Genomic DNA, 21,440 nt, shown 5'->3' with positions numbered 1-21,440 from the left:
ATCCTGTACCTCAGCCTGCACAGGATCCTGCAAGGCAATCAGGACAGCGTCAGCGAACCGGGCGCCTGCATGCGCGCCGGTTTGCGCACTTCGCGCTGGAAGATTTCCATGGACAGTTTCTTGGCCGCGATGAAGCCGGGCTGCGACAGCGTCTCTACCGTGCGCGGCCGTGGATCCTGGTAATGCAAGATGTCTGCCACCGCCGTCGGGCGCTTGGTCAAGAGCAGGATCTGGTCGGCCAGGTAGACCGCTTCTTCCAGGTCATGCGACACCAGCACCATGGTGGTGCCGGTCTGCAAGAAGACCTGCTGCAGCTTCTCGCGGATGAAGAGCGTCATCTCTAAATCCAGCGCCGAGAAGGGTTCATCGAGGAACAGCACCTCCGGCCCCGGCGCCAGGGCACGCATGATGGAGGCGGTCTGCTGCTGGCCGCCCGAGAGTTCATAGGGATAGCGCATCAGGTCGAACTTCACGTCGAAGGACGCCACCAGTTCGTCGACCCGGCGCTTGATCTCGGCCTTGGACTTGCCTTCCAGCTTCAGGGGATAGGCGATGTTGTCGATGGTGCGCAGCCACGGGAACATGGCGTCCCGGTAGTTCTGGAAGACGTAGCCGATCTTGGTCTGGGCCAGCGATTTTCCGTCGAACAGGATCTGTCCGGCGTCAATCGGGATCAGGCCGGCAATCATGTTGATCAGCGTGGACTTGCCGCAGCCATTGGGGCCGAAGACCGAGACGATCTGCTGCTTGGGGATGTCCAGGTCGAAGTTTTCATACAGCGGCCAGCCGGCGAAATACTTGGTCAGGCCGCGAATGGTGATGTGGGTGCCCGGGGGACCGGGAACGAAGGGTGTTTCCGGTGGCAGGTCGATTTTGGGGCTGATCACGACGCTCATCTTCCACTCCAGTGCACGATGCGTTTTTCAATGACGATGAAGACCACGTTGAGGGCATAGCCCAGCGCGCCCGCCGAGAGGATGGCGGCATACATCTCGCGCACGTTCAGGACTTGCTGGGTATCGATGATGCGGTGGCCCAGGCCGTTTTCGGAGCCGATGAACATCTCCGCCACGATCACGATCACCAGCGCCATCGAGACTGCGCTGCGCAGGCCCACGAAGCTGGCTTGCAGGCTTTCCCAGATCAGCACGTCGCAGAAGATGCGCCAGCGCGAAGCGCCCATCACCTTGGCCGCCATCACCCGCTGCTTGCGCGCATTGAGCACGCCATAGGCGCTGTTGAAGAGCACGATCAGGAAGGCACCGAAAGCGGCGATGGCCACCTTGTTGATGTCGGAGACACCGAAGATCAGCAGGAACAGCGGGATCAGCGCGGAGGAGGGCGTGGAACGGAAGAAATCGATCAGGAATTCCACGCTGCGATAGGCGCGCTCGTTGCTGCCCAGGAGCACGCCGATGGGCAGGCCCAGCACGGCGGCGATGGCGAAGGCTTCCAGCGTGCGGATCACGGTCACCGTGAAATCCAGCAGCAGCGGTCCTCCCGCCAGGCCCTTGAACATGGCCATGAGCGTGGCTTCGGGCGGAGGCAGCAGGATGGCCTTGATCCAGCCGGCGCGCACCACCAGGTCCCAGATCACGAACAGCGCGATGGGCCCGACGATGGGCAGCAGGCGGCCCAGGGCAGGGGCCTTGCGCGGTGCCTTGGGCGCAGGCGCGGCAGGCGGCGCCGAGGCCGCCGGTTTGGGCGCCACGGTCACGGAAGGGGCGATGGTCTCGTTCATGATGGCCTCAGCCCTTGTAGATCAGGTTGTCGACCACGATGCGTTGCGAGAACACGCCCTTCTCGACGAACAGGTCGTAGAACTTCTGGAAGTAGGCCAGGTCGCTGGGCTTGAACTCGTTGTAGAGCATGTAGGCCGCCAGCGGCACTTCATTGGTGAGCGAACCTTCGATGGCGGTATAGCCCTTCAGGTAGGTGCGGGCCTGGTCCGGATTGTTGCGCACCAGCTCGATGCCACGCGCATAGGCGGCGATGTACTTGCGCGCCAGTTCCGGATTCTTCTTGATGAACTCGGTGGTCAGCGCGGCAGCGCCGCCGTGCCAGGGGGCCATCGGGTCACCCAGGATGTACTTGGCGATCACGCCGGCTTCCAGCACGCGGGTGGTGTTGTTCATGCGGCCCACGGTGCCGGTCGGTTCCAGCGTGTAGGCGGCATCGACCTGGCCGGCGGCCAGCGAAGCGACATGCTGACCGATGGGCAGTTCGACTACGGTCGCGCCAGTGGCACCGGCGCGTTCGAGTACCGTCTTGGCCAGGGTGACGTTCTGGATGCCGGGCCCGGAGGCGACCTTCTTGCCCTTGAGGTCGGCGATCGATTTGACCGCGCTGTCCTTGGGCACCAGGAACTCATCCAGTACGTACTTGGCATTGCTGGGATTGGTAGCAAAGATCTTGAACAGGCCCGGCTGGGCGATCTCGCCGATGGCCAGGTTGCCGGCCCCGGTGCCATTGGCCGAGCCGTCGGCGCGGCCTGCCAGCATGGCCTCCATCACCTGCTGGGCCCCGGCGAATTTGAGGGCCTGCACTTCCAGCCCGGCCTGCTTGAAGTAACCCGCTTCTACAGCGGCGTAGAACGGCAGGCCAGCGGCCACCGGCCAGTAGCCGATGCGGATCGGGACCGTCTGCGCACGCAAGATGGCCGGGGCGCCCGCGATGGCTGCGGTAGCGGCGACGGCGCCCGCCTTGGCGATGAAACTGCGACGGTTGGCATCGTGGACAGCGGTTGGGTTGTTCTTTTTCATGAGCAGCTCCGTGGTGAGGGTGTTCAGGTCAGTGCAGCGAATTGAGGTAGTTGACCCAGCCGCCGTGGTGGGTGATGTCGGTGGCCCCGGCAATGCCGGCCGGCTCGCAGATGAAGCCCTTGACGCTGCTGCCATCGGCCAGCTCCACCGTGCCGATGCCCAGCGGTGCCGGGATGGCGGCGACGAAGCCGCCAAACTGGCGCAGCGGCATTTCCCACACTTCCACTGCGATGGCGGCGCCGTCGCCTTCGGTACGGGCCAGGCCCGGCTTGGGTGGCGTGGTACCCGCCAGGGCGTAGAGACGATAGTGGGCAGCGGTACGGGTGACGGCCACGCGGCGCGCACCGGCTTCCAGCAATTGCCAGTTCAGGGGCTGGCCGGCCAGGTGGGCGCCGACCACGCAGACCTTGATGGTGCTTTCGTTGAAAGGCAGCGGTGTGGCCGCAATCGCATCGGCTTGCGCCGCGCCGCCCAGTTGCTGCTGCAGGCGCGCGCCGGCTTCGGCCAGCAGGTGGTCGGCACCGGCGGGGCCGATCAGGGTCACCCCGGCGGGCAAGCCATCGCGGCGCCACACGGCGGGGATGGCCAGGGCCGACATGTCCATCAGGTTGACGAAGTTGGTGTAATGGCCCAGCTGCGCATTGCGCACCACCGGATCGGCTTCCACTTCCGCAATGGTGGGGAAGGTGGTGGTGGTGGGCACCAGCATCAGGTCGCTGCCTTCGAGCAGGTTTTCGGCCTGGCGGCGCAGGTCGGCCAGGCGATATTGGGCGTTGAAGCTGTCCACGGCGTCGTAGTCCTCGGCCTGGGCAGTGATCTGGCGCACCACCGGGTGGATGGTTTCCGGGTTCTCCAGGAAGAAGTCGCCCAGCGCGGCGCGGCGCTCGGCCACCCACGGGCCCTGGTACAGCAGCTGCGCGGCGGCGCTGAAGGGGGCGAAGGGAATCTTCGCCAGGCTCACGCCGGGCAGGGCGGCGATCTGCGCCAGGCTGCGTTCCCAGGCTTCCTGGGCGACGCTGTCGCCAAAGAATTCACATTGTTCGGGAATGGCGATGCGATAACCGCGGCGCTTCACGCCCAGCATGGTGGGGCGGCGCGAATAGCCATCCTCGGCATCGAAACCGGAAGCGCTGTGCAGCACGCGCCAGGCATCGGCCACGTCGTGGGCGAAGATGGAGATGCAATCCAGGGTGCGGCAGGCCGGCACCAGGCCGCGCGCGCTGATGAGGCCCTTGGTGGGTTTCAGGCCCACCAGGTGGTTGAAGGCTGCGGGGACGCGGCCCGAGCCTGCGGTGTCGGTGCCCAGGGAAAACATGACCTGCCCCAGTGCCACGGCCACCGCCGAACCCGAACTGGAGCCGCCGGAGACGTATTCCGGCTTGATGGCGTTGCGTACCGCGCCGTAGGGGGAGCGCACGCCGACCAGGCCGGTGGCGAACTGGTCCAGGTTGGTCTTGCCCACCAGCAGCGCGCCAGCGGCCTGCAGGCGTTGCACCACGGTGGCGCTCTCGCTGGCCAGTCGGCCGAATTCGGGACAGGCCCCGGTGGTGGACATGTCGGCGACGTCGATATTGTCCTTCACGGCGAAGGGGATGCCGAACAGGGGCATGCTCTCCAGCACGGCTTCGCCCTTGATCTGCAGCATCAGGTCCAGCGCCGCGGCCTGTTGTTTCAGTTGTTTGGGCGGCACCCGGCTGATCCAGACTTCGTCGCGTCCGGCGCTCTCGATGCGGGCCAGCAGTTCGGCCACCACCTTGCCGGGCGTGCTGCGGCCTTCGCGATAGGCCGCCAGGGTGGCGGCGATGGTGGTGGGAGCGGCCTCGGGGGCGGCTTGCTGCAGGGCGTGGGTAGCGGTCATGGTGGATATTCAAACTTGAATACAAGATTGAATATCTTTAAGCAGGAGGCGTGCCAGCTCCCCCGTCACGCGGCTGAAAAACGGGAAAACGGTTCACCACGCGGGTTTGCGAGGTGAAGTGCTGGAGGGAAAGTTGCGCGAGGGGAAATGAAGAGTTTTGTCAGCGAGACAAAATGGGGAGGCGTGCGCCGAATTTGGACGTCGGCCAGGACGGCTGCACGGGAATCAAGCAAGTTTCTGGTCAATATCCACTATGTCCATCTTGCCAACAAGGCTGAAACCCGGACGGCGGCGTACCGCTCGTGAAACGACGAGCTTCGGGATACTCAGGCAGATTCGATCACACGCATTTCAATGTGCAGGCCGGCGGCCGTGGCCATGTTCACCAGCGCATCGAGTCCGAACAGATTGATCTTGCCTCGCATCAGGTCGGAGACACGCGGCTGAGTCACTCCGAAGAGCTTGGCGGCTTGTGCCTGGCTCATTTCCGTGCGGGTGAGGTGGTTCTTGAGTGCCGTCATGAGGACGGAACGCAGCTTCATGTTCTCCGCTTCTTCCGGGGTGTCCTCGATCGCATCCCAGATACTGGAAAATCGTTGCTTGCTCATTGCCCTAACTCCTTCAACAAATCGCGGTAACGCTTTGCGGCCAGGTTCAGATCGGTCTTGCTGGTCTTCTCTGTCTTCTTCTGGAAGCAGTGAAGTACATAGACGGCATCGGCGAACTTGGCAACATAAATGACACGGAACGCGCCGGAGGCGTCCCGGATCCGAATCTCCTTCACGCCTTGGCCCACGGTGATCATGGGCTTCCAATCGTCCGGCTCCTGGCCGTTTTGTACTTGGTCCAGCTGATGACCAGCTTCCCGCCTTGCCTCAAGAGGAAAGGCTCGAAGGTCATCGAGGGCGCTGCCTCGGAACTCGACGGGTTTGGGATCGGACATGCGGCAATATACAATTTTTTATATATTCCCGCAACGGGGTCGCCTAATCATTGGTTCACCAAGAGGGAAATCTGGGAAATCGGCCGGGCCGCCGGAAAATCACCCGGATGAAGCTTTCTTCAAAGCTCTCCCCACACCGCATTCAAGGCCGCCAATGCCGCCAGCCCGGCGGTCTCGGTACGCAGCACGCGGCTGCCCATGGACAGCATCAGCGCACCCTGGGCGCAGGCCAGGTCTTCTTCTTCCTCGCTGAAGCCGCCTTCGGGGCCGACCATGACGGTCACGGCCTGCGGCGGATGGTGCCGCGCCCAGCCCGACAGCGGCTCGGTGCCGCGCGGGGAGAGCAGGATGCGCCGATGCAGGTCGCTCTGGGCGATCCAGCGCTTGAAGTCGGTGACTTCGCCCAAGTGCGGCAGGCGATTGCGGCCGCATTGCTCGGCGGCCGCATGGACGGTGCCTTGCCAGTGGGCCTGCTTCTTCTCGGCCCGTTCGCCCGAGAGCCGCACCACGCAGCGCTGCGCGGCCAGCGGCTGGAGGGCGGTGGCGCCCAGCTCCACGGCTTTCTCGACGATCCAGTCCATCTTCGAACCTTCAGGCAGGGCCTGGGCCAGGGTCAGCGCATAGGGCAGCTCGGCCTCGCGGGGTGAAAAAGTCTTCACTTCGGCGTGGGCGCGCTTCTTTTCGAGGGTGCTCAGGCTGGCGGTGTATTCGCCGCCTTCGCCATTGAACAGGGTGACGGTGTCGCCCGGCTGCAGGCGCAGTACCTGGATGTGATGGGCTATCTGCTCGGGCAGGACCAGGGTCGAGCCGATGCCGAGGGGGTGCGGGAAGTAAAAGCGGGGCATGGGGCTGGGTCCTGGGCGAAGAAGATCAAAAAGACATGAAAAAAGTTGTCAGTCCGGTCAGGGGCTGGTCCCGAATTTTAATCCCCCCGGCGCACTCTGGTAAAATACGGGCCCGCGCCGTTACCCGGTCTTCCGGGCCGGCGCATTGGCTTGAACATCCGATTTGTGCGCCTGCGGCGCCCCCCAGCACAGCAAACTCTGACCTCGACATGATTTCCACTCTCCCCACCGACAAGATGGCCAACGCGATCCGCGCGCTGGCGATGGACGCAGTACAAAAAGCCAATTCCGGACACCCGGGCATGCCGATGGGGATGGCCGAAATCGCAGTGGCCCTGTGGGCCAAGCACTATCGCCACAATCCGTCCAACCCGCATTGGGCCAACCGTGACCGTTTCGTGCTCTCCAACGGCCACGGCTCGATGCTGCAGTACGCCCTGCTGCACCTGACCGGCTACGACCTGTCGATGGACGACATCAAGTCCTTCCGCCAGCTGCATTCCAAGACCGCCGGCCACCCGGAAGTGCACATCACCCCGGGCGTGGAAACCACCACCGGCCCGCTGGGCCAGGGCATCACCAATGCAGTGGGCATGGCGCTGGCTGAAAAGCTGCTGGCCGCCGAATTCAACAAGCCCGGCCTGGCCGTGGTCGATCACTACACCTACGCCTTCGTCGGCGACGGCTGCCTGATGGAAGGCATCTCGCATGAAGCCTGCTCGCTGGCGGGCGTCTTGAACCTGTCCAAGCTGATCGTGCTGTATGACGACAATGGCATCTCCATCGACGGCCACGTCGAAGGCTGGTTCAAGGACGACACCCCGAAGCGCTTCGAAGCCTACGGCTGGAACGTCATCCCGGCCGTGGACGGCCACAACGTCGAGGCGGTGAGCGCCGCGATCCACCAGGCCAAGCTGGCCGACAAGCCGACCCTGATCTGCTGCCGTACCGTCATCGGCAAGGGTTCGCCCAACCTGGCCGGTACCGACAAGGTCCACGGCGCTGCCCTGGGCGACAAGGAAATCGCCGCCGTGCGCGAAGCGCTGGGCTGGACTTCCGCCCCCTTCGAGATCCCGGCCGATGTCTACTCCGCCTGGGACGCCAAGGCCACCGGCGCCGACTTCGAAGCCAGCTGGAAGCAGACCTTCGACAGCTACGCCGCCCAATACCCGGCCGAGGCCGCCGAACTGCTGCGTCGCCTAAAGGGCGAGCTGCCGGCCGCGTTCGAATCGACCGTGACCGCCTACATCAATTCCACGCTGGAAAAGAAGGAAACCATCGCCACCCGCAAGGCCAGCCAGAACGCCATCCAGGCTTACGCACAGGCGCTGCCGGAATTCCTGGGCGGCTCGGCCGACCTGACCGGCTCGAACCTGACCAACTGGAAGGAATCGGTGGCCGTGCGCGCCGACCAGCGCGGCAACCACATCAACTACGGTGTGCGTGAATTCGGCATGAGCGCCATCATGAACGGCATCGCCCTGCATGGCGGCTACCTGCCCTTCGGCGCGACCTTCCTGACCTTCTCCGACTACAGCCGCAATGCCCTGCGCATGGCAGCCCTGATGAAGACCCGCGCGCTGTTCGTGTTCACCCACGACTCCATCGGCCTGGGCGAAGACGGCCCGACGCACCAGTCGGTGGAACACGTCTCCAGCCTGCGCCTGATCCCCAACCTGGACAACTGGCGTCCGTGCGACACCACCGAAACCGCCGTGGCCTGGGCTGAAGCGATCAAGCGTCACGATGGTCCGAGCACCCTGATCTTCTCGCGCCAGAACCTGCCGTTCCAGGAGCGCACCGACGCCCAGGTCAAGGACATCGCCCGTGGCGGCTACGTGCTGCGCGATGCGCCCAACGCCAAGGTCATCCTGATGGCGACCGGCTCCGAAATCGAACTGGCCACCAAGGCCGCTGATGCCCTGACCGCTGAAGGCATCGCCGTGCGTGTGGTCTCGATGCCGTCGACCGACGTGTTCGACCGCCAGGACGCGGCCTACAAGGCCTCCGTGCTGACCCGCGGCGTGCCGCGCGTGGCCATCGAAGCCGGTGTGACCGCCTTCTGGCACAAGTACGTGGGCCTGGAAGGCGCCGTGGTCGGTATCGATACCTTCGGCGAGTCGGCCCCGGCCGGCGTGCTGTTCAAGCACTTCGGCTTCACCGTCGAGAACGTGGTGGCCAAGGCCAAGGCAGTACTGGCTTGAGCAGTCTGGTGTCCATGACTGAAGAAGTCCTGTTCCGCCGCGCCAGGAAGGGCGATGCGGCCTCCATCGCCGGAGTGCGCATCGATGCCTGGCGGGCTGCCTATCGCGGCCTGGTGCCCGACAGCTACCTGGATCACCTCAAGCCCGAGGAAAGCGTCAAGCTGTGGGAGCAGGTGCTGGAAGCGTCTTCGGACGCGGCCTGCACCTTCGTGGCCGAAAGCGGCGGCGAGATCATCGGCTTCGCTTCGGGCATGACCCTGGCCGAATCGCGTTTCGGCTGCGATGCCGAGCTGACCGCCATCTGCGTGCTGCCCGATGAGCAGCGCAAGGGACTGGGCAAGCGGCTGCTGGCCAATGTGGCGGCCACCCTCATCAGTGCCGGTGCGACCGGCCTCATGGCCTGGGTGCTGAGCAAGAACGAAGGCGCCGGGGAATTTTTCGAGTCGCTCGGGGCCGAAAGGCTTTATGAACAAACGTTCACCTGGGACGATGGCAGTGAACTCGACGAGATCGGTTTCGTCTGGCGCAAGCTTCACTCCTGAGCGGGTGAGGGCGGCACCAGATTGATCGGCGGGACCAGCAGGGCAAAGAGGGACGGCAAGAACAACTGAACAAAAAGGCCGGAAAAGAAGGATCCATGTCTGATCGGCGGCTCCGAAGAGGGGCAAGCTGTTGGCCTGGTCGCTTTCCCGACTACCGGTTTGCATTGATTTTTACTACTTGAGGAGAAGAGCATGGCAATTCGCGTAGCAATCAACGGTTATGGCCGCATCGGCCGCAATATCCTGCGCGCTCACTACGAAGGCGGCAAGAAGCACGACATCGAGATCGTCGCCATCAACGACCTGGGCGATCCGAAGACCAATGCCCACCTGACCCAGTACGACACCGCCCACGGCAAGTTCCCGGGCACCGTGACCGTGGATGGCGACTCCATCGTCGTCAACGGTGACCGCATCAAGGTGCTGGCCCAGCGCAACCCCGCCGAGCTGCCCTGGGGCGAGCTGGGTGTGGACGTGGTGCTGGAATGCACCGGCTTCTTCACCACCAAGGAAAAGGCCAGCGCCCACATCAAGGGTGGTGCCAAGAAGGTGATCATCTCCGCTCCCGGCGGCAAGGATGTGGATGCGACCGTCGTCTTCGGTGTCAACCACGGCGTGCTCAAGGCTTCCGACACCGTCATCTCCAACGCATCGTGCACCACCAACTGCCTGGCCCCGCTGGTGCAGCCGCTGCATGACAAGATCGGTCTGGAAAACGGCCTGATGACCACCGTCCACGCCTACACCAACGACCAGGTGCTGACCGACGTCTACCACGAAGACCTGCGCCGCGCCCGTTCGGCCACCCAGTCCATGATCCCGACCAAGACCGGTGCTGCCGCCGCCGTCGGCCTGGTGCTGCCGGAACTGAACGGCAAGCTGGACGGCTACGCCATCCGCGTGCCGACGATCAACGTGTCCATCGTCGACCTGTCCTTCGTGGCTTCGCGCGACACCACCGTGGATGAAGTCAACGCCATCCTCAAGGCCGCTTCCGAAAACGGTCCCCTGAAGGGCATCCTGACCTACAACACCGACCCGCTGGTTTCGGTGGACTTCAACCACAACCCGGCATCGTCCAACTTCGACGCCACCCTGACCAAGGTCTCCGGCCGCCTGGTGAAGGTGTCGTCCTGGTACGACAACGAGTGGGGTTTCTCCAACCGCATGCTCGACACCACCGTCGCCCTGGCCAACGCCAAGTAAGACGCGTGTTCTGCCGCACCGGCCGGGGTTCCCTGGCCGGGAGCGTCAATTTCAGGGCTGTTTCGGCTTCTTTTCCTCGTATGCAAGCTTGCTTGCCAAGGTGAAAATAGACGTATCAGCCTGCAAAAGGACTCAAAGGCTGTTGCAAGCACCGCTTGCAATGGCCTTTTGTCCATTTGCGCATTGCCTGTCCACAACAAGAGCAACCGACCCAATGAGGGAACGCATGTCAGCAAGCTCCTCCCAGGCCCGCCGCCTGTTGGCCAACCTGGCCCTGATTTCCGCCGTCAGCTTCTCGCTGTCCGCGTGCGACTACATCAGCAGCTTTTCCAAGCCCAAGCAGACCCCGGAAGAAGCCAAGGCCGAAGGCATTGCCCTGGGCGCCGGCTGCCGCCAGGCCGGCCAGAGCCTGGAAGACTGCTACCAGCGCAATCCCGACGCCCTGAAGGCCGGCATCTTCACCGGCTGGAAGGACATGCACGAATACATGGCCGCCAAGGGTATCCAGACCGTGACCCCGCCCGCACCTGCGGCCGAACCTGCCAAGGACGACGCCAAGGGCAAGGATGGCAAGGACAAGGATGCCAAGGACAGCGACCGCAGCCGCGCCCGCGAGCGTGACGCCAACCGCGACAGCGGCCGTTCGCGCGACCGCGAGAGCTCTTCGTCCTCGCGCGACAGCAGTAGCGATCGCCGTGCCAGCCGCGAAGAGAAGACGCCGCCCAAGTATTGAGCCGGGACCCAAGGCACAAGCATTGCGCTCGCTTTCAGTACGCAAGCACTTACGCAAGCAGGCAAATGAAAGCGGGATGGACCGAATGAGGTCCATCCCGCTTTTTCTTTTTCATTCATGCTCCGGCAGGTAGGTCAGCCGAAGACCTGCTGCCACAGCCGGATCACGCAAGCCCGTTCATGTTCCACCCGGATCGCATCGATGTGGGCGCGGTCCGAGCCCTGCAGGCGGATCTGGTGCTGCAGCTTGCGGAAGAGGCGGTAGGCATTGGCCGCTTCGACCGCCAGCAGCGCGTCAATCAGCCCGAGCTGGCCGGCCAGCTTGAGCAGGGCGATGTTGCCGATGTCGCCGGTGAGCTGCGGATGGTCGCAGGCATGGCGCAGCACCAGGTACTGCACCATGAACTCGATGTCGATCATGCCGCCTTCGTCGTGCTTCAGGTCGAACATCATGCTGCGGTTGGGATGGGCGTCGCGCATGCGGCGGCGCATGGACATGACTTCCTCTTCCAGCTTGTTCACATCGCGCGGCTGGCGCAGCACCCGTTCGCGCAGCGCCTCGAAGCGCTCGCCGATGGCCGCATCCCCGGCGCAGAAGCGGGCCCGCGTCAGGGCCTGGTGTTCCCAGATCCAGGCGGCATTCAACTGGTATTTCTCGAAGGACGACACCGGTGACACCAGCAGCCCGCTGGCGCCATCCGGACGCAGCGCGATGTCGATGTCGAAGAGCGTGCCGGCCGGGGTGTGGCTGGTCATCCAGGTGATGAAGCGCTGGGCCAGCTTGGCGTAGAGTCCCGGGGCGTCCTGGTCGTCGTCATCGTAGAGGAAGACTACATCCAGGTCCGAGGCATAGCCCAGTTCCTTGCCGCCCAGCTTGCCGTAGGCGATCACGGCAAAGCGCGGCACCTCGCGGTGGCGCTGGGCAATGGTCTGCCAGACTGCCTCGATGGTGACCTGGACCAGCACGTCAGCCAGGGCCGAGAGTTCGTCGGCCAGTTTTTCCACCGACAGGTCGCCCTCCAGGTCCTGGGCCAGCAGGCGGAACAGCTCGGCGTGGTGCAATTCGCGCAGGATGTCGAGCTGGCGCTCGGTATCGCCCTCGGCCGTGGCCAGCTGGCGGCGGCAGGTGTCGGCAAAGGCGTTCCAGTCGGAGGCAAGCTTGAGGTTGCGGTCGTCCAGCAGTTCATCGAGCAGCAGCGGATGGCGCGTCAGGTAGGTGGCGGCCCAGCCGCTGGCACCGATCATGCGCACCAGGCGCTGCAGCGCATAGGGATACTCGGTGAGCAGGGCCAGGTAGGCCGCGCGCCGGGCGATCGCTTCCAGGAAATCGAGCAGCCGCCCGAGCGCCGGCAACTGGTCGTAATGCAGCGCGGCCAACAGCGGCAGGCCGTTGTTGATGACGGTATTGAGCCGGTTGCGGCTGGCCTCGGGCAGGCTTTGCATGCGCGGCGACTGCCAGGTCAGGTGCAGGCGGCGTGCTCCATCCTCGATGTCTTCCTCGGGGAAGCCGACCAGGCGCAGGGCATCGGTGAGGCCTTCCAGGTTGTCGTTCTCGCTCACGGCGCAGGCGGGACCTTCGTTGTCGCCTTCGGATTGCTTGTCGGCGAAGATGGCATCGAACTGCGCTGCCACGATGGCGCGCTGGCGTTCCAGCGCCTGCAGCAGCACCGTACTGTCGGCGTAGCCCATCATGTTGGCCACCAGCAGCAAGTCGTCGGGATTGACGGGCAGGGTGTGGGTCTGCGCATCTTCCAGGTATTGCAGGCGGTGTTCCAGGTCGCGCAGGAAGGTATAGGCGTCCAGGAGTTGCTCCACCACGTCAGGCGCCAGCAGTTCCTTGGCCGCCAGGGTGCGCAGGGTAGTGCGGGTGGAGCGGTCGCGCAGCTCGGGATCGCGTCCGCCGCGGATCAGCTGGAACACCTGGCTGGTGAATTCGATCTCGCGGATGCCGCCCCGCCCCAGCTTGACGTTGTTGCTGCGGTCGGGGTGCAGGGCTTCCTGGCGCTTGACCTCGGCGCGGATCTGGCCGTGCATGGAGCGCAGCGCGTCGATGGAGCCGAAGTCCAGGTAGCGGCGGAAGATGAAGGGCCGGCTGATTGCCTCCAGTGCAGCGATGTCTTCCTCGGTGCCGGTCAGTGCCCGCGCCTTGGTCCAGGCGTAGCGCTCCCATTCGCGGCCCTGGCGCACCAGGTATTCCTCGACCATGTTGAAGCTGGCCACCAGCGGACCGGAGTTGCCATTGGGACGCAGCGCCATGTCGACGCGGAAGGTGAAGCCATCCTCGGTGATCTCGGCCAGCGCGCCGATGAGCTTCTTGCCCAGGCGCACGAAGAATTCATGGTTCGACAGCGATTTCTGGCCGGCCTCGGCCCGGGTGTCGCCATCTTCCGGATAGACGAAGATGAGATCGATGTCGGAAGAAACATTCAGTTCGCCCCCGCCCAGCTTGCCCATCCCCAGCACGATCATTTCCTGTGCCCGGCCCGATTCTTCACCCAAGGGTGTGCCGTAGAGCGCGGTCTGTTCCTGCATCAGGGCGGCCAGATGGGTTTGCACGGCGAAATCGGCAAAGCCGGTCATGGTGGCCACCACCTCGGCCAGGTCGGCGCGGCCGTCGAGGTCGCGGGTGATGAGACTGCAGATGATGAGATTGCGCAGCCTGCGCATGGCCGCCGGCAGGCTCAGGCCGGCTTGCAGGTCCTGCGCCAGGTGATGCTGCATGGCGCTGCGGTCCATGGGGGCCGCAGCAGCGGCGGCGACCAGGGCCGGGCGGGCGGGATCGGCCTGGGTCCAGCGGGTGTAATAGCGCGAAGCGGAGGCGTCGACCAGGGAAGGATGATGAACAGGCATAAGTGACCGCAAAGCTCCACAACAAGGTGTAAAAGGAAGAAAACCCGCGCTTCCCGGCTCAAGTCCCGCCCGACCGTCGCCGACAAAGCAGGCAAAGCTGAATGTTGGCTGAAGCCGGACTGACTCCGCGCTGACGAAGGGCGTCCAAAACGGCGAATCAGGCGATTCTAGCCTCCCTTTTTAAACTTATCGCCGTTTTTGGCCCTCATAGCCCCTTTGCCAAGATGGCATGGGCTTGTTTTCCATGCGATCATGCTGCCTGCCCGATTCCCATTTTTGCCGAGCCGCCTTGCAACCTGATGTCCCAAGAACAACATAACGCCACACCCAAGCCCGGCCGCTGGGCGCTGTGCTGGCGATTTGCACGGGGCAGCTATCGGCGCCTGAACCGGGCCACCCACCACGTCCTGGGTTTCACCCTCAAGCTGCTGCTGGCGGCTTACTTTGTCTTTTGTGCCGTGTTCCTGGTGTTGCGCTATGCGGTGCTGCCCGAGATCGGCCACTACAAGCCGCGCATCGAAGCCCTGGTGTCGCACCAGATCGGCCGCGCGGTCAGCATCGAATCCATCGAGGCCTCCTGGAGCGGCCTGCGTCCGCAACTCTCGCTGACCAACCTCACCGTCCACGACCAGGAGGGCGAAGCCGCCCTGAGCCTGCCGCGCGTGTCGACCACACTCTCGTGGAGCAGCGTCCTGGTGGCCTCCCTGCGGCTGGAAAACCTCAGCATCGAGGGCGCCGACCTGGCCATCCGGCGCGATCCTGCCGGCAAGCTCTACGTGGCCGGCATCCCGGTGCCGGCGGGGGGCGACGGCAGCAGCCTGGACTGGCTGCTGTCGCAGCGCGAAATCGTGATTCGTCACAGCAAGCTGCGCTGGGATGACGAATTGCGCCGCGCGCCCGAACTGGTGCTGGAAGACGTCAACCTGGTGCTGCACAACCGCTGGCTGCGCCATCGCCTCTCGCTGCGCGCCATCCCGCCGCAGGACATGGCGGCGCCCCTGGATGTGCGGGCCGACTTCAGCCACCCGGCCTTTGCGCGCAGTTCCGACATCGCCCGCTGGAAGGGCCTGCTCTATGCCGACCTGCGCAATACCGACCTGTCGGTCTGGCGCGCCTGGCTGGACTATCCCATTGCCATCAACAGCGGCCGTGGTTCGGTGCGGGCCTGGCTCACGCTGGACCACGCCAAGATCGCCAACTTCACCGCCGACCTGGGCTTGACCGACTTCAATGCGCGCCTGTCGCGCCAGCTGGAACCGTTGTCCCTGAAGCGCGTCAATGGCCGCATTTCCGCCAGTGAAACCCTGGGCAACAATCCCGAGGACGGCGTGCCGACCTTCGGCGCCAATGGCCACCAGGTGACGCTGACCGATTTTTCCATCGAAACCCCGGACGGTTTCGTCCTGCCACCGACCTCGATTGCCGAGAGCTATGAACCGGCCAGTCCGCTCAAGGCCGAGCGCACCAGCGTCAAGGCCACTTACCTGAACCTGCAGACCCTGTCGCAACTGGCCACGCGCCTGCCGCTGGCACCGTCCCAGCGCAAGCTGCTGGACGACCTGGCACCGCGCGGCGAATTGCACGATTTCACCGTGCAATGGCAGGGCACCTATCCTGAACTGAGTTCCTATCGCGTCAGCGGCAAGTTCCAGGGGCTGGGCCTGAAGGGCTTGCCGGCCCATGTCGAGCCGCGCAAGAACGGCACCCAGCAGGCGCGCGCGCAATGGGCGGCCTTCCCCGGTTTCAGCAACCTTTCCGGTGAGATCGATGCCAGCGAGAAGGGCGGATCGGTCAAGGTCGATGCCCGGCAGATGGTGGTCGAGCTGCCGGCCGATCTTTTCCGCGAGCCCAGCCTGCCTTTTGACAGCCTCAAGCTCCAGGCGCGCTGGCAATACCTGAAGGACCAGACCCTGCAGGTGGATCTGGACCAGATGCAGTTTGCCCAGCCTGGCGTGGTGGGCAGCCTCAGCGGCCAGCACCTGATGCCGCTGCAGGGCCGCTCCTCCGGCAGCGTCGACCTGCACGGCGAGCTGACCAGTTTTGATGTGCAGGCGATCCGCCGCTACCTGCCGCAGCGCATGAGCGAGCCGCTGCACCGCTGGCTCACCGAGGGTTTGCTGGCCGGTCACCTGAAGGATGTGCAGTTCAAGCTCAAGGGGGCGCTGGCCGATTTCCCCTTCCATACCGCGAAGCCGGGTGAACAGCCCAAGGGCGTGTTCCAGCTCTCAGGCGACTTTGAAGGCCTGAAACTGAATTACACCCCTGGCCATGTGGGCCGTGACGGCAAGGAGCCGGAATGGCCGCTGCTGGAAGAGGGGCGCGGGCGCATCAGCTTCGACCGCACGCGCCTGGAAATCAAGGCCGACAGCGCCCGCACGCTGGGCGCACGCCTGGGGCCGGTGAGTGCGCGCGTGGCCGATGTCGATTCACATGATGCCGTGCTGGAAATCGATGGCGTCGCCAATGGCACCATGCCGGTCTTCCTGCAATACGTGAACCAGAGCCCGGTGGCGCGCTGGACCGGCAATTTCATGGAGCACAGTACGGCCACCGGCGAGGGCCGCCTGGAGCTGAAATTCCAGATGCCGCTGCACCATGCCATCGACACCCGCGCCCAGGGAGCCTTCCTTTTTGCCAACAATGATGTGGACCTGATGCCGGAACTGCCGCCCATCTATCGGACCAGCGGCAAGGTCGAATTCAACGAACATGGCTTCACGCTCAATGGCGTGCGCGGCCAGTTCCTGGGCGACAGCCTGGCCATCAGCGGCGGCACCCAGAAGGATGGCAGCAGCCAGGTGCGACTGGAAGGCGCCGTCAACATCGACAACCTGCGCAAGCAATATCCCGACGCTTCGCTGCAGCGCCTGCTGGCGCGCTTCTCGGGCGGCACCCGCTACACCGCCACGGTGGCAGTGCGCCAGCGCCAGCCCGAGGTGACGGTGGAGTCCAACCTGGCCGGTCTTGGCGTGGACCTGCCGGTGCCCCTGCGCAAAGGCGTCCAGGACACCCTGTCGATGCGATTCGACCTGCTGCCGCTGGGCTCTTCGGACCCGCTGATCGAACGTGAAGAAATGCGCGTGGCGTTGGGACCGAACGTGGCTTCGCGCTATGTGCGCGAGCGCGTGGCCGGCACGGGTAACGAGTGGCGTGTCACCAGTGGCGGCATCGGTTGGAACCAGCCTGCACCAACCCCCGCGTCTGGCCTCAAGCTGGCCTTGGCCACCGATAGCCTGGATGCCGATGCGTGGCTGGCCCTGAAGAATGACCTGGCCGGCAAGGAGGCCGGCGGCGCCGCAGCCGGCCAACGCCTGGGTAGTGCCGATGTGAGTCAATACCTTGAGCCGGACAGCGTCTCGGCCCGTGTCGGCGAACTGAACCTGATGGGCAAGAAGCTCACCAAGCTGATCCTGGAAGCCGCGCATCGCCGCAATGCCTGGCAGATCAACCTGGAGTCCCAGCAAGCCGCCGGCACGGTGACCTGGGACGAACCCGGCAGCGCACGTGGTGCCGGCAAGGTCACGGCGCGCCTGTCTTCGCTGGTCATTCCCAAGTCCGGTCCGGCGGCCGACAGCGCCCAGCCCGCCGGCACAGCCAAGACCGACGACAACGTGCAGATGCCTGCCCTGGACATCCGCGCCGAGCAGTTCGAGCTGGCCGGCAAGAAGCTGGGCCGGCTGGAGCTCGATGCCAGCAACATCCTCACCTCGGTTGGCCGCGAGTGGCGCATCAGCCGGCTGCTGCTGGCCAATCCGGATGCGCAATTCCGGGCAGCGGGCAACTGGCTCACCTTCGGCAGCAATCACACCTCCAATTTCACTTACGCACTCGACATCGAGGATGCGGGCAAGCTGCTGGAGCGCTTCGGTTATCCTGGCACCATCCGTGGCGGACGCGGCAAGCTCGACGGCGACCTCAGCTGGAAGGCGCCGCCCTATGCAATGGACATGGCGACCCTGGCCGGACAGGTCCACATGGATGTGCATTCGGGCCAGTTCCTGAAGGTGGATCCGGGCGCGGCCAAGCTCTTGGGCGTGCTCAACCTGCAGGCCTTGCCACGCCGGCTGACGCTGGACTTCCGTGACGTGTTCTCCGAGGGCTTCGCCTTCGATACCGTGGCCGGGACGGCCAGCATCGCCAAGGGCATCGCCAGTACGGACAACCTCAAGATGACGGGTGTGACGGCTTCCGTCTTGATGAGCGGCTCGGCCGACATCGCCCGCGAAACCCAGGACCTGCAGGTAGTGGTCATCCCCGAGATCAACCTTGGCACGGCCTCGGTGGTGGCCATGGCGGTCAATCCGGTGGTGGGCGTTGGTACCTTGCTGGCGCAGCTGTTCCTGCGCAATCCGGTGATGAGGTCGCTCAGTTTCGAATACAAGGTGACCGGTCCCTGGAGCGACCCCGTCGTGGTCAAGCAGGGGCAAGTCTCGCCGGTCGATGGCGAGCGCGCGCGGGAGCTGATGAAGAAGGGCGGGGATGGCCAGGGCAACGGCAAGCAGGGCGATGAGCTGGCCCCTGCGCCGACCGCAGCACCGGTACAGCGGCGCCGCACGCCGGAGCCGGGGCCGGTCATCAATTCCGGCGCCTGAAGATCCGGCGCTGGCCCGACGCGGCTGGCGCGGATGGGCCATACTGGCGGCATTGTTTTCAACTCCCCCACGCAGGCAAAGAGGCAGACATGAGCGATTCCTTCAAGGTGGCGGCGATCCAGATGGTCTCCACCCCCGAACTGCAGCAGAACTTCGACGCCGCCGCGCGCCTGGTCGCACAAGCGGCAGGGCAGGGCGCGCAATTGGTACTGCTGCCCGAGTACTGGCCCATCATGGGCCGCCACGAACGTGACAAGCTGTCCCATGCCGAAGCCGATGGCAGCGGCCCGATCCAGGAACACATGGGTGCACTGGCGCGCGAGCACCGGCTGTGGCTGGTGGGCGGCACGCTGCCGCTGCAATCGGCGGTTTCCGGCAAGGTGCTCAATACTTCACTGGTCTATGGACCGGATGGCCAGCGGGTGGCGCGTTACGACAAGATCCACTTGTTCAATTTCGTGCGGGGTGAAGAAAACTACGACGAAGCCCGCACCATCGAATACGGCAGCGAGGTACGCAGCTTCGAGGCGCCCTTCGGCCGGGTCGGCTTGTCGGTGTGCTACGACCTGCGCTTCCCAGAGCTGTACCGTGCCATGGGCGAGTGCGCCCTGATCGTCATGCCTGCCGCCTTCACCTATACCACCGGCCGCGCGCACTGGGAGCTGCTGCTGCGCGCCCGCGCCGTCGAGAACCAGTGCTACGTGCTGGCGTCGGCGCAGGGCGGCGAGCACGTCAATGGCCGCCGCACCTGGGGCCACAGCATGCTGGTCGATCCCTGGGGCGAGATCGTCTCGGTTCTCCCCGAGGGGGAAGGGCTTGTGATCGGCGACATTGATCCCCATCGTCTACAATACGTTCGAGAAAGTTTGCCGGCGCTGCGCCATCGCAAGCTTTGACCTTTTTGCCTTCCGACAAGACGCTATGAAATTATTTGAACCCAACATGGGCGCCCTGCAAGTGGCGCGCGACGTGCTGCTGACTCCCTTCGGCCTGGACGAATCCAAGCTGCTCAAGGCCTTGGGTAGCATGTTCACGCACAAGGTGGATTACGCCGACCTTTACTTCCAGTTCACCAAGAGCGAGGGCTGGAGCCTGGAAGAGGGCATCGTCAAGACCGGCAGCTTCTCCATCGACCAGGGGGTGGGCGTGCGCGCCGTGTCGGGCGACAAGACCGCCTTCTCCTATTCCGACGAGATTTCCGAATCGGCCCTGCTGGATGCCGCCGCAGCCACCCGCACCATTGCCCGCCAGGGCAGCGGCAAGATCAAGGTGGCCGGCGCCATGACCCCGGCCGGTGGCCGTGCGCTGTACCTGCCGCATGATCCGCTGACTTCGCTGGACGCCACGGCCAAGGTGCAACTGCTGGAGCGCATCGAACGCATCGCCCGTGCCAAGGACCCGCGCGTCAAGCAGGTCATGGCCAGCCTCTCCGGGGAATACGACGTGGTGCTGGTGGCGCGCGCCGATGGTGTGCTGGCCGCTGATATCCGTCCGCTGGTGCGGGTGTCGGTCACTGTCATCGCCGAGCAGAACGGCCGTCGCGAGATGGGCAGCAGCGGTGGTGGCGGACGTTATGACTATGGCTATTTCTCCGACACCCTGCTGGAGAAGTATGCTTCCGAAGCGGTGGCCACCGCACTGGTCAACCTGGATTCGCGCCCGGCTCCGGCAGGCCCGATGACCGTGGTGCTCGGCCCCGGCTGGCCCGGCATCCTGCTGCACGAAGCCATCGGTCACGGCCTGGAAGGCGATTTCAACCGCAAGGGCTCATCCACCTTCTCCGGCCGCATCGGCGAGCGCGTCGCTGCCAAGGGCGTGACGGTGGTCGATGACGGCACCATTGCCGATCGCCGCGGTTCGCTCAACATCGATGATGAAGGCAATCCGACCCAGTGCACCACGCTGATCGAAGACGGCATCCTGAAGGGCTACATCCAGGACACCATGAATGCCCGCCTGATGAAGATGGACGTCACCGGCAATGCCCGCCGCGAATCCTTTGCGCACCTGCCCATGCCGCGCATGACCAATACCTACATGCTGGGCGGCGACAAGGACCCGGGCGAGATCCTGGCCTCGGTCAAGAATGGCCTGTATGCCGTCAACTTCGGCGGCGGCCAGGTCGATATCACCAACGGCAAGTTCGTCTTCTCGGCCAGCGAGGCCTATATGATCGAGGATGGCAAGATCACCTATCCGGTCAAGGGCGCAACCTTGATCGGCAATGGTCCGGATGTGCTCAACCGCGTCTCCATGATCGGCAATGACATGCGCCTGGATTCGGGTGTCGGCGTGTGTGGCAAGGAAGGCCAGAGCGTCCCCGTCGGAGTGGGGCAGCCGACCTTGCGCCTGGATGGCGTGACGGTGGGCGGTACTGCCTGATCGTTCATCGCTGCATCGTTCCTTGTGAAAACCGCCGGTGTCACTCACCAGCGGTTTTTTTCATTTATACGCCGCGAATATGACTTGCGTAGGCAGTGTGAAACGGCGTGGCCAGATCAAATATTCACTTTTTTTGCAGGAATGCCACAGGTGGCAGGGCGCAGCAGGTCGGGCAAGGCTTGCACGAGGGCAGATTTTTTATTGTGTTTGAGCGTTATTAATCGGCATACTAAGAAATAAATATTCATTAAAAACCATCTAAATGAATAAAATTTGCATTTGCAGCGCAGCATGCCGATTTCGTCTTGTTGCTTGCCAAAGCCCGTGATTTGTAGCACTATGAATGCCTGCTTCACTTAACCCATGACGCCAGACATGTCTTTCGCCCGCGCTTACTTTTATTTTTACTTTAGCTATTCCAGCCCCACGGCGGTGAAAAGCGGTAAGCGTTCGTAAAAAGACAAAACCGATTTCCTAAAAAACCGCCAGTGATGGCGGTTTTTTTTTGGTCAATATTCCAGCTG

At 64.1% G+C, this 21,440-nt stretch carries 16 protein-coding genes; 7 read left to right on the top strand and 9 right to left on the bottom strand.

Annotation, left to right across the window (positions count from 1 at the left end; genetic code table 11):
- Nucleotides 1-38: 38 nt before the first annotated feature.
- From CEJ45_RS15490 to CEJ45_RS15460, 7 genes are all read right to left on the bottom strand, one after another.
- Nucleotides 39-896 (bottom strand): ABC transporter ATP-binding protein, encoded by an 858-nt coding sequence (locus CEJ45_RS15490; protein WP_088755972.1) that lies wholly within the window; start codon nucleotides 894-896, stop codon nucleotides 39-41.
- Nucleotides 893-1,741, bottom strand: a complete 849-nt coding sequence (locus CEJ45_RS15485; RefSeq protein WP_088755971.1) for an ABC transporter permease — start codon at nucleotides 1,739-1,741, stop codon at nucleotides 893-895. Before CEJ45_RS15485 ends, CEJ45_RS15490 begins: the two co-directional genes overlap by 4 nt.
- Before the next feature lie 7 nt (nucleotides 1,742-1,748).
- Complete coding sequence (locus CEJ45_RS15480) at nucleotides 1,749-2,762, bottom strand: ABC transporter substrate-binding protein (protein WP_088755970.1); 1,014 nt, start codon at nucleotides 2,760-2,762, stop codon at nucleotides 1,749-1,751.
- A gap of 28 nt (nucleotides 2,763-2,790) precedes the next feature.
- Entirely contained in the window at nucleotides 2,791-4,620 is a 1,830-nt protein-coding gene (atzF, locus tag CEJ45_RS15475; protein WP_088755969.1) for an allophanate hydrolase, read from the bottom strand.
- Nucleotides 4,621-4,946: 326 nt separating this feature from the next.
- Entirely contained in the window at nucleotides 4,947-5,228 is a 282-nt protein-coding gene (locus CEJ45_RS15470) for a helix-turn-helix domain-containing protein (RefSeq protein ID WP_088755968.1), read from the bottom strand.
- Nucleotides 5,225-5,563, bottom strand: coding sequence for a type II toxin-antitoxin system RelE/ParE family toxin (locus CEJ45_RS15465; RefSeq protein WP_088755967.1), 339 nt, complete (start codon nucleotides 5,561-5,563; stop codon nucleotides 5,225-5,227). Before CEJ45_RS15465 ends, CEJ45_RS15470 begins: the two co-directional genes overlap by 4 nt.
- Nucleotides 5,564-5,682: 119 nt before the next feature.
- Complete coding sequence (locus CEJ45_RS15460; protein WP_088755966.1) at nucleotides 5,683-6,408, bottom strand: 16S rRNA (uracil(1498)-N(3))-methyltransferase; 726 nt, start codon at nucleotides 6,406-6,408, stop codon at nucleotides 5,683-5,685.
- A gap of 161 nt (nucleotides 6,409-6,569) precedes the next feature.
- On the opposite strand from CEJ45_RS15460, the gene tkt reads away from it, so the two are divergent.
- From tkt to CEJ45_RS15440, 4 genes are all read left to right on the top strand, one after another.
- Nucleotides 6,570-8,612 carry a transketolase gene (gene tkt, locus CEJ45_RS15455; RefSeq protein WP_277622426.1) on the top strand — a complete coding sequence of 681 codons (2,043 nt, stop codon included), beginning with the start codon at nucleotides 6,570-6,572 and terminating at the stop codon, nucleotides 8,610-8,612.
- A gap of 14 nt (nucleotides 8,613-8,626) precedes the next feature.
- A complete protein-coding gene (locus tag CEJ45_RS15450; RefSeq protein WP_175343114.1) occupies nucleotides 8,627-9,154 on the top strand; it encodes a GNAT family N-acetyltransferase in 528 nt (175 codons plus the stop codon).
- Between the two features lie 192 nt (nucleotides 9,155-9,346).
- Nucleotides 9,347-10,360: a type I glyceraldehyde-3-phosphate dehydrogenase gene (gap, locus tag CEJ45_RS15445; protein WP_034329725.1), complete on the top strand. Its 1,014-nt coding sequence runs from the start codon at nucleotides 9,347-9,349 to the stop codon at nucleotides 10,358-10,360.
- Between the two features lie 226 nt (nucleotides 10,361-10,586).
- Nucleotides 10,587-11,093, top strand: a complete 507-nt coding sequence (locus CEJ45_RS15440; RefSeq protein ID WP_088755964.1) for a hypothetical protein — start codon at nucleotides 10,587-10,589, stop codon at nucleotides 11,091-11,093.
- A 134-nt stretch (nucleotides 11,094-11,227) separates the two neighbouring features.
- Here CEJ45_RS15440 and glnE read toward each other — a convergent pair whose 3' ends face one another.
- The gene (gene glnE / locus CEJ45_RS15435; protein WP_088755963.1) at nucleotides 11,228-13,942 is read right to left on the bottom strand and encodes a bifunctional [glutamate--ammonia ligase]-adenylyl-L-tyrosine phosphorylase/[glutamate--ammonia-ligase] adenylyltransferase; all 2,715 of its coding nucleotides are present in this window, start codon (nucleotides 13,940-13,942) and stop codon (nucleotides 11,228-11,230) included.
- Between the two features lie 299 nt (nucleotides 13,943-14,241).
- Here glnE and CEJ45_RS15430 point away from each other — a divergent pair, with 299 nt between their 5' ends.
- From CEJ45_RS15430 to tldD, 3 genes are all read left to right on the top strand, one after another.
- On the top strand, nucleotides 14,242-18,534 hold the full coding sequence (locus tag CEJ45_RS15430; protein ID WP_088755962.1) for a YhdP family protein: 4,293 nt from the start codon (nucleotides 14,242-14,244) through the stop codon (nucleotides 18,532-18,534).
- Between the two features lie 89 nt (nucleotides 18,535-18,623).
- Nucleotides 18,624-19,430 (top strand): carbon-nitrogen hydrolase family protein, encoded by an 807-nt coding sequence (locus tag CEJ45_RS15425; RefSeq protein WP_088755961.1) that lies wholly within the window; start codon nucleotides 18,624-18,626, stop codon nucleotides 19,428-19,430.
- Nucleotides 19,431-19,455: 25 nt separating this feature from the next.
- Nucleotides 19,456-20,916 (top strand): metalloprotease TldD, encoded by a 1,461-nt coding sequence (gene tldD / locus CEJ45_RS15420; protein WP_088755960.1) that lies wholly within the window; start codon nucleotides 19,456-19,458, stop codon nucleotides 20,914-20,916.
- A gap of 116 nt (nucleotides 20,917-21,032) precedes the next feature.
- Here tldD and CEJ45_RS24590 read toward each other — a convergent pair whose 3' ends face one another.
- A complete protein-coding gene (locus CEJ45_RS24590) occupies nucleotides 21,033-21,272 on the bottom strand; it encodes a hypothetical protein (protein ID WP_141107009.1) in 240 nt (79 codons plus the stop codon).
- Nucleotides 21,273-21,440: the final 168 nt, after the last annotated feature.

The sequence above is a fragment of the Herbaspirillum aquaticum genome, from assembly GCF_002213425.1.
GTDB lineage: Bacteria > Pseudomonadota > Gammaproteobacteria > Burkholderiales > Burkholderiaceae_D > Herbaspirillum > Herbaspirillum aquaticum.
The sequence above is the reverse complement of the archived record's forward strand: the minus strand, read 5'-3'. Positions and strand labels throughout refer to the sequence as shown.